Raw genomic sequence first — 8,330 nt, 5'->3', positions numbered from 1 at the left:
CTCGCCCATCTCGGCCCGGGCGGCTTCGATTGTCCGGTCGATTTCTTCCGCGTAGCGGAGGAGCGCCTGACCGGCATCGGTGAGCACGACGCCCCGTGGATGGCGGTCGATCAGCGCGACGCCCACTTCGTGTTCAAGCTTGGCGATCTGCTGGGAGACGGCTGAGGTCGTAAAGGACAGGGCCGTCGCGGCGGACGTCAGGGAGCCGGAACGGCTCACCTCGCGGAGCAGGTGGAGTCGGTGCAGGTCAAGGTCGGCCATGCATTGAGTTTAGCAAAAGTGAACGGTAGTCGAGAATCCTGTGATTGTGCTCAACTCTCGTGGCGTGGATCGTAGAAGGAGCAGGCGCCGTGAGGTGCAACACGAACGACATGTAAAGGAAGAGGACCATGCAACTCCGCGGTCACTGGTACCGGGGCGGCACGAGCAAGTGCTGGCTTTTCGACGCCGAAGATGTAGCCCTCCACGCCGGGAGCCGCGAACAGATCCGCAGCCTCCTGGCAGATGCTTTCGGTGCAGCGGATCCCCGCCAGCTCGACGGCGTCGGCGGCGGCACCTCGACAACGTCGAAAGCGGCCGTCGTCCGGGCGACTCCCGACGGGCCGGCGGACCTGGACTACCTCTTTTGCCCAAGTCGGGATCGGGAACCCGACGGTGGAACTTGGTTCCAATTGCGGCAACTGCGCCACCGCGATCGCTCTGTACGCCGTCCAGTCGGGCATCGTTACTCCCCAGTCGGGATCAACCCGGGTCAGGATGCGCAACCTCAACACCGGAGCCGTGCTGAGCGGCACCGTCGCGACCCCCGGCGGCCGCATCCCGGCGTCGGGCCTGGCCAGTGTTCCTGGCAGCAGGGCACTGGGTGTTCCCGTGAGCCTCTCGTTCCACGCCCCGTGGGGGCGGACCACGGGAGCCGTCCTTCCAACGGGGAGCGCTGCAGACCAGATCGTGGCCGCTGGGTCCACTCTTACGGCGACTCTCATTGACGCCGGGGCACCTGCGGTGCTGATTCCGGCGGACGAGGCAGGCATCGATCTGTCCGTGATGACCGGCAACCTGTCCGAGCACCTGCCCAGGCTTGTGGCAGCCCGGGCGTCGGCAGGCCTGATGATGGGGTTGAGGAAGCCTGAAGATCCTCCGCAGAATGCCGTGCCGAAAGTCGGTGTCGTCGCAGCGCCCGGTGACTACATTGCGGCCGACGGAACGAGGATCGCGGCCGATACCCATGATCTGCGGGTGCGCATGCTCTCGATGCTCGCACCCCACCCCGCCATCGGCCTGACATCCGCCGTTGCAGTCTCCCTCGCAGCCGCCCTGCCGGGATCGGTGGTGGCGAAGGTGCTGCCCCCGGCGTTCGAAACTCACCAAGGGCGCAGGCTTCTGCGCCTCGGAACACCTGCCGGTGTCATCACCACCGAGGTTGTCACGGACGACGACGGGGACGTCAGCGAAGTAGCCCTCCACAGGGCGGCCCGCCATCTCGCCGTCGCCGATATCGACGTCGCGCAGCCTGTGGCCCTGACGGCCTAGCCCCTTTATTCCGCCCCTGCCATCATTAGGTGGGGCACTCACCCAGGAAGTTGTTCAATGAAGATCAAATCCATCCTCGGACATTTGTATGTCCAGGTACTCATCGGCGTCGGGCTCGGCATCCTCGTGGGCGCGCTGTGGCCGGACCTCGGGTCCTCCCTCAAGCCGCTCGGCGACGGCTTCGTGAAGCTCGTGAAGTTCATGATCGCGCCGATCGTGTTCTGCACCATCGTCAGCGGCATCACCTCGCTGACGGACACCAAGAAGGTCGGCCCAACCCTGCTGCGGTCGCTGGGCTTGTTCTACGCGCTCACGGCGGTGGCCCTGGCCATCGGCCTGGGCGCGGTCATGCTCTTCCAGCCGGGAGCGGGCATGCACATCAACCCAGCCCACCTCGATACCTCTGTTGCCTCGAAGTACACAAGCCAGCTGCCCAGCGGCAACCCCGTGGACTTCGTCATGAGCATCATCCCAGCAGCTTCGTCGGGGCCTTCGCCGACGGTGAGGTCCTGCCCGTGCTCGTGATCGCACTGCTTTGCGGCTTCGCCTTCAGCAGGCTCGGCGCACCCGGCCAGCTGGCCCTCAACGTTGTCAACAGCTTCAACAAGCTGCTGTTCGTCGTGTTCGGCTTCCTCATGAAGGTCGCTCCCATCGGGGCGTTCGGGGCCATGGCGTTCACGGTCGGCAAGTACGGAGCTCATTCGATCGGCAACCTCGGCCTGCTGATCCTCGCCTTCTACGCCGCGTGCATCGTCTTCGTGGTCCTGGTCCTCGGAATCCTGGCGAAGCTCACCGGTTTCAGTCTCTGGCGGATCCTGCGCTACTTCCGTGACGAGTTCCTCATCGTCCTCGCCACGTCCTCCAGCGAACCCGTCCTTCCCCGCCTGCTCTCCAAGCTCGAGCGCCTCGGCTGCGACCGCGGAGTCGTCGGGCTCGTCGTCCCGACAGGCTACTCCTTCAACCTCACCGGCACGGCGGTCTATCTCACGCTCTCCTCGATGTTCATCGCCCAGGCCTGCGACATCCACCTGGGCTGGGACCAGATCCTCCTCATGCTCGGAATGATGCTGCTGACCTCCAAGGGTGCCGCGGGCGTGACAGGCAGCGGCTTCGTCGCCCTCGTCGCCACTCTGACGGTCATGCCCACGCTGCCCGTTGCCGGCGTGGCACTCATCGTCGGCATCGACCGCTTCATGAGCGAAGCCCGCGCCCTCACCAGCACGGTCGCCAACATCGTCTCCTGCGTCGCCATCGCCAAGTGGCAGCACGCACTCGACACCGACAAACTCCGTGCCGAGCTCCAGGCAGGCTTCGTGCAGACCGAGGCGGACAAGCTCCAGCTCAGCGAACCCGTGCTGGCACACTGAGGGTACGCCCAGCCAGGCGGGATCCAAACCTGATCACACCCGCGAGGCCCACCAGCCTGTAGCTGGCATGGATTCGTCGACGAGCCGCCAAGCTATGCACACATCAAGGACCCGTCGAAGCTCCAAGAACCAAGAATCGCGGGTCCTCCACCAAGCCGCACCGGGCACCGGCCCTGTAATCCATCGCAACAGGTAACCCGACAGTCGGGCGCAGGACCGGTTCCGGTGCCAACGTGGCGGGGAGAAGAACCACTGCTCCCCGCCACGTCCCCTCCCGCGACACGACCGGCGTTTCCGCGAGAAGAACAGCAGGGCGGAGAAGGCTATTAACGGCCGACATGCACCGGGATTGGTCTCGGCGTGGCCGTGACCAGGCGGGACCAACTCTCTGAGAAATCGCTTGTGACCTTCCGGAAGCATCGATTTCTCAAGGAAACAGGGGTTCCGCATCCGCTGCTAATCCAGTGGTTTTGAGACCTACAATTTAAGAACCGGCCCCGAAGCAATCATTGAATCCATAGAAACCAAAGCGGAAATAATTTGAGTATCTAGACAACAGAGTTTCCGTCGGCGTACAGTTCCGCGGCTTTGACGCGCAAGAGGCGGATCGGAGCTGCGCACGACATTTTGGAAAGACCAGGGTGAGAAGTGAGTGATCGAAGCCGGGCTATCGGGTTCTTGATCCATGACAGCGTGACAATGATCGATGTTGCCGGGCCCGCTGATGTGTTTCATCATGCAAATGCTTTTGGGGCCCATAACGACACTGTCTTGGTTTCCAGCGATGGCCGTGCCAAGCGTGCTTCCAACGGACACTATTTGACCGCCGAGGCCGCAGCCGGAGAGACGGGCGCCTTGGACACCGTGATCGTTCCGGGTGCCTACGGGATGGTGTCCAAGCCTTTCGAGGAGGGACTCGTCGAGGCGGTTTCCCATCTAACGAATGACGCCGGGCGGATCGCTTCCGTCTGTACCGGTGCGTTTCTCCTGGCACACGGGGGCTTGCTGAATTACCGGAACGCGACCACCCATTGGACCCAGGTCGAACGGTTCAGGAGGTCATATCCGCTGGTGCATGTCGTGCCTGATGCGTTGTTCGTGCAGGACGGTTCGATCATCACCTCGGCGGGCATCAGTTCCGGGGTGGATCTGGCGTTGTTCATGGTCGAGGAGGACTACGGACCTGATGTTGCCCGGGCCGTGGTCCGTCAAATGGTCATTTTCAATCAACGGCCGGGAGGGCAATCCCAGCACTCTGTCGCTGTCCGGGTGGGCGTTCCGCGGGACCACGTCCTCAGAAGGCTGTTGGACCGCATTACGGCCGATCCCGGCGCGGATTACTCGATTGACGCCATGGCTGCCATGACGAATCTCAGCGCCAGTAGCCTTGCGCGGCTCTTTCAAGAGGGAACCAACACCAGCCCTGGTCGATACGTCGAAACGGTGCGCATCGAAGCGGCCCAGGCAATGCTCCAGAGGGGAACCACCGTCGCCGCTGCGGCAGCCGCAAGCGGATTTGGAAGTGCTGAGACGATGAGGCGGGTCTTCACGCAGAAGATCGGAATGAGTCCCTCGCTCTATCTGGAACGCCTCCTGTGCCCGCCCTGACGGTTCCCTGGACCTCGCTGCCTGCCTCCGACACACCCTGACGGTATCTGTGGGGTGATTGACGGCATTCGCGGGTCCGCCGACGCCGCCCGTGGTCAAAGCTTGGTATATCCGGGCAATCCGGGCACCTACAAAGAGGAGAACGCAATGCCGTTCGTAAATGTCAAGCTCGTCGACGGCGTCTTCACGGAAGATGAAAAGCACCGGATGGCGGCAGCGCTCACGGACGTCATGGTGAAGTTCGAAGGATCTGAAGCTTTCCGCGAGGTGGTCTGGGTCCTCATTGAGGAACTGCACACAGACGGTTGGCACATCGGTGGTCTGCCTTTCAGGGGACCGGCCAGCCTGATGGACGGCCTTGCCCGCTCCAAGAGCCTTTACGAGTCCATCGACGGCCACCCGGTTACTCGACCGGAACTGGCACAGAAAGCACCTTTGCAGGAAAAGTGAGTGAGTCGTTGGAGCACAGCATGAAGACGGTACTTATCGTCGGCCACCCGGACCTCCGCAGTTCTCGCATCAACGCCGCATTACTCGAGGAGTCAAAGTCCATTCAGGATGTTCACATCCGCGTCCTTTCCGAGCTGTATGGGACGGGCTCCATTGATATCCAAGCCGAACAGGACGCGGTCGCGGGGGCTGCCCACATCGTGCTGCAGTACCCCACCTATTGGTACGCCATGCCGTCGATTCTCAAACGCTGGCTGGACGAGGTCCTGACCCGCGGTTGGGCCTACGGGACCGGCACTCCAGGAGCCCTGGCCGGTAAGACGCTCCGGGTTGTCACCACGACCGGCGGCGCCTTCGACGGGTACGGTCCCAACGGCCTCCACGGCTGGGAGTACGAAGCAATGCTTGTCCCCAACCATGGAAGCGCGCCGCGCGCGGCGGCTTCCAGTTGAACCTAATGTAGCTGTGCGGCAGGCCGGCGCGGGCCTCGATTCCCGCCAAACGGCGGGCTATTCCTCTTCAGCCCCGGGAGTCCTACACTGTGCGAGAGGACCATCCGGGAGACCCGATGAAAAAGAGGAAGATACTGACAGTGGTGTTGGCCTCGCTCCTGGCCGTGGCCGGCGCCCTCGATGCCCCCGCGGCGCATTCGGCGGAACCGTCGGTGAAAGTCCTGGACACCACCGCCACCATCACCGACCCGGGCTGGTTCGTCAGTGCCTACAACGCGGGCTTCCGGCTGTACGTGATGCATTCAACCGCGTGGGGGACCTGCACTCCATGGGACCGGACACAAACGCAGCTCAAGATGGCGCTGGACGCCGGACTCAGGATTGCCGTCTACACCCGCAACGCGGAATGTTGGAAGGGCGGCATAGAGGCCACCGGTCCGTACCGTGAGCAGCTGGAGTTCTTTGCCCTGGACGTCGAGCTAGGCGAACCACCCATTACAAGTGACATGGTTGACGGTGTCCGGGACATGGGCGTGCGGCCCATTGTCTACGGCATTCACACCCATTGGCCCTTGATAATGGGCGACAGCAGCGAGTTCTCGGATCTTCCGCTGTGGGACGGGGATTTCCATGACTTCGACTACGCGCATTGGACTCCGGACCTTCTTTCGCCCGCGCCCGTTTCATACGGCGGCTGGAACGTGCCGGGGAACATGCGTGTCGGTGTCCAGCAAAAACTCGGCCAGGACATCGGCGGAATCCAGGTCGACCTTAACTCCTTCAACCGGACTTCTTGCGCTAGCAGTCTTCGGGCGCGCCGCCCGGCAGAGGATCAGCGGGCCTATTGGATCAATAAGGGGAAGAGCTGGAGTCGCTTGAGTAGCTATCGGAGCGGGAAACGGTCCGTGACTGGGCTAGCCGTTTAACCCTGTGAGTTTCACCCGCCGCACCCGGGTAATGACGGTTGGGCAGGGCAGGGACCTGAGTACGGTGTGGGCAGTCGATCCCATGAGGAGGCGTTTGAAGCTGCCCCTTCCACGGCTTCCCAGCACCAGCAATGTGGCATTGGCGGCGGCGTCCAGGAGTGCTTCCCCCGGTTCGTTGTTGGACACCAGAGCCTGATGGACAACCATGTCGGGATAGTTTTCGGCCAGACCCGCGACGGTCTCGGCGAGGACAATTCGTTCTTCTTCCAAGACAGTCTCGGCAACGTCGCTCGCCGGCATCACGCGTTGAATGAGCGGCGGCGCGAGGACGGCGTGGACCACTGTCAGCTCCTGGCTGTCCTTGTCCGCTTCTTCGGCCGCGAAGGAAACCGCTTGGGTAGACTCTTCGGAACCGTCAGCGCCGACCACGATGCCGCGGCGCCCCGTCATGTCCTGCTCCCCGACTACTGCCACAGGGCACACGGCGACGGCGGCGATCTGCAGCGCCCTGTCAGCGACGGGTCCTCCAGGCCAGTTGTGCCCGGTTCCGATGACAACCATCGAGGCCCCTTTCGAGTGCTTCCTGAGCGCCTGCCCGGGGCTACCGGAGAACAGCACGGTTTTTACCTGGACCGATGGCTCCAATTCGCCTGCATATGCCGCGGTTTTGCTCAGCAGCTCGTTTGCTGCGGTTCTGACCACCTCGTTCGTACTAACTGATTCGTCGAGCCATCGACTGTCGACCGAGTGAACGAGCAGCACCGGCAGTTTCCGTCGAGCCGCCCGGTCCATTGCCCAAGCCAGCGCGGCCCGGCTCGCCTGGGTGTCAACGACGCCGACAACGATTGGTTTTTTCATGACTTAGTCCGCCTCCATGAAATGTGGCTCCCACTGTCCGGGTGCTGTGCGCACCATTTTCTGCTCGTTTGGCCCGGCCCGGCAGTGCCGGAAGTCCCGCAAGAGAAGCTTCTTGCGGGCACCGTGGCCAGCGACCGAACGCACCCGCGGATCCTGGCCTGTGTCCGTTGCCCGATGCGGGGCTTTGTGCCCTGTTCTGACGGGCCTACCGGTTCTAGCATGCCGGTGTCGAATAAGTCTGCATGGAAGGGTTTGAATGATGTCCAGCTATCAGCCCCAGAATTTTCCTCCGGGTGGAGTCCCGCTTGGACTGCCCTACTATGGAGCCCCGCCGATCGAGGCCGTTAAACGATTCTGGAAAAAGTACGCAATCTTCCACGGCCGCGCGAGCCGCAGTGAGTATTGGTGGTGGTTCCTCGCTTCAGCCGTCGTCTCAGGGGTCATCAATGCGGCCGGGGCCACAGGGAACGGCAACACGAGCACCTCGACGGCCCTTGGCGGACTGTGGTTCCTGGCGACGATTGTGCCTTCGCTCGCCTTGGCCGCGCGGCGCCTGCACGACGCGAATCTCAGTGCGCTCTTCTTGTTGCTCGCCCTGGTCCCGGTGCTCGGTTGGATCGCACTGCTCGTGTTTGTGCTCCTGCCGGCCAATCCCAGTGGTCAGCGCTTCGACCGAATGGTGCAGGCCTCTCCGCCGCCGTATCCGCCGAACCCGCCGCAGCCGTACCCGCCCCAGGCTTGAGACTCAGGCAATGTCCGGGGAGCCTAGGCCCTGACCCGCGTGTGTTCCCACTCATCGAGGAGCCCGGGCAGCCGGGTCATGAGGAAACGGTAGAAGGCGCCCATCTCGTCCACCCGGGCCTTCGCCGCTGACCCCTCCGGGAGGCTTGAAGCAGTGGAGTCGGCGAGGTCTGCAAGGCGCTTGTACACGGGGTTCTGCCGAAGGGAAGCGACGTACCACGCGTTGTCGGGGAGGGCGTAGCGGTCACGGCGGCTGCCGGGTTGAGAGACCCGATGCACGAATCCGACGGTCTGCAGGTACCGCACGGAGCCGGAGACGGCGGCGGCGCTCGCGCCCAGTATCTCGGAGAGTTCGGCCGCAGTCAGCGAGCGTCGTCAGAGACCACAAGGGCCATGAG

The 8,330-nt window shown here is 63.2% G+C and carries 9 protein-coding genes and 2 pseudogenes; 8 read left to right on the top strand and 3 right to left on the bottom strand.

What is annotated here, in order from left to right; genetic code table 11:
• On the bottom strand, positions 1–261 hold a 261-nt coding region (locus AHiyo1_RS14310), incomplete at its 3' end, for a LysR family transcriptional regulator (RefSeq protein WP_113990669.1).
• Between the two features lie 128 nt (positions 262–389).
• On the opposite strand from AHiyo1_RS14310, the pseudogene AHiyo1_RS26880 reads away from it, so the two are divergent.
• From AHiyo1_RS26880 to AHiyo1_RS14280, 7 genes and pseudogenes are all read left to right on the top strand, one after another.
• Positions 390–569: pseudogene (locus tag AHiyo1_RS26880) on the top strand (PrpF domain-containing protein); the annotation flags it as partial.
• Positions 570–654: 85 nt separating this feature from the next.
• Complete coding sequence (locus tag AHiyo1_RS14305) at positions 655–1,530, top strand: PrpF domain-containing protein (RefSeq protein ID WP_253257359.1); 876 nt, start codon at positions 655–657, stop codon at positions 1,528–1,530.
• Between the two features lie 57 nt (positions 1,531–1,587).
• Positions 1,588–2,897, top strand: a pseudogene (gene dctA, locus AHiyo1_RS14300) (C4-dicarboxylate transporter DctA).
• Between the two features lie 648 nt (positions 2,898–3,545).
• The gene (locus tag AHiyo1_RS14295; protein ID WP_148667591.1) at positions 3,546–4,505 is read left to right on the top strand and encodes a GlxA family transcriptional regulator; all 960 of its coding nucleotides are present in this window, start codon (positions 3,546–3,548) and stop codon (positions 4,503–4,505) included.
• Positions 4,506–4,652: 147 nt separating this feature from the next.
• Positions 4,653–4,955: a tautomerase family protein gene (locus tag AHiyo1_RS14290; RefSeq protein ID WP_059389016.1), complete on the top strand. Its 303-nt coding sequence runs from the start codon at positions 4,653–4,655 to the stop codon at positions 4,953–4,955.
• A gap of 20 nt (positions 4,956–4,975) precedes the next feature.
• Positions 4,976–5,407, top strand: coding sequence for an NAD(P)H-dependent oxidoreductase (locus tag AHiyo1_RS14285; RefSeq protein ID WP_172465598.1), 432 nt, complete (start codon positions 4,976–4,978; stop codon positions 5,405–5,407).
• Between the two features lie 116 nt (positions 5,408–5,523).
• Positions 5,524–6,333 (top strand): hypothetical protein, encoded by an 810-nt coding sequence (locus AHiyo1_RS14280; RefSeq protein ID WP_148667590.1) that lies wholly within the window; start codon positions 5,524–5,526, stop codon positions 6,331–6,333.
• Here AHiyo1_RS14280 and AHiyo1_RS14275 read toward each other — a convergent pair.
• Positions 6,322–7,191 carry a universal stress protein gene (locus tag AHiyo1_RS14275; protein WP_059389012.1) on the bottom strand — a complete coding sequence of 290 codons (870 nt, stop codon included), beginning with the start codon at positions 7,189–7,191 and terminating at the stop codon, positions 6,322–6,324. The two genes, AHiyo1_RS14280 and AHiyo1_RS14275, sit on opposite strands and share 12 nt — an antisense overlap.
• 259 nt (positions 7,192–7,450) lie before the next feature.
• Here AHiyo1_RS14275 and AHiyo1_RS14270 point away from each other — a divergent pair, with 259 nt between their 5' ends.
• Entirely contained in the window at positions 7,451–7,933 is a 483-nt protein-coding gene (locus AHiyo1_RS14270) for a DUF805 domain-containing protein (protein WP_084784516.1), read from the top strand.
• Positions 7,934–7,956: 23 nt separating this feature from the next.
• On the opposite strand, the gene AHiyo1_RS14265 is transcribed toward AHiyo1_RS14270, so the two are convergent.
• Positions 7,957–8,271 carry a GbsR/MarR family transcriptional regulator gene (locus tag AHiyo1_RS14265; protein ID WP_340639332.1) on the bottom strand — a complete coding sequence of 105 codons (315 nt, stop codon included), beginning with the start codon at positions 8,269–8,271 and terminating at the stop codon, positions 7,957–7,959.
• Positions 8,272–8,330: the final 59 nt, after the last annotated feature.

The sequence above is a fragment of the Arthrobacter sp. Hiyo1 genome, assembly GCF_001263615.2.
Lineage (GTDB): Bacteria > Actinomycetota > Actinomycetes > Actinomycetales > Micrococcaceae > Arthrobacter.
The sequence above is the reverse complement of the archived record's forward strand: the minus strand, read 5'-3'. Positions and strand labels throughout refer to the sequence as shown.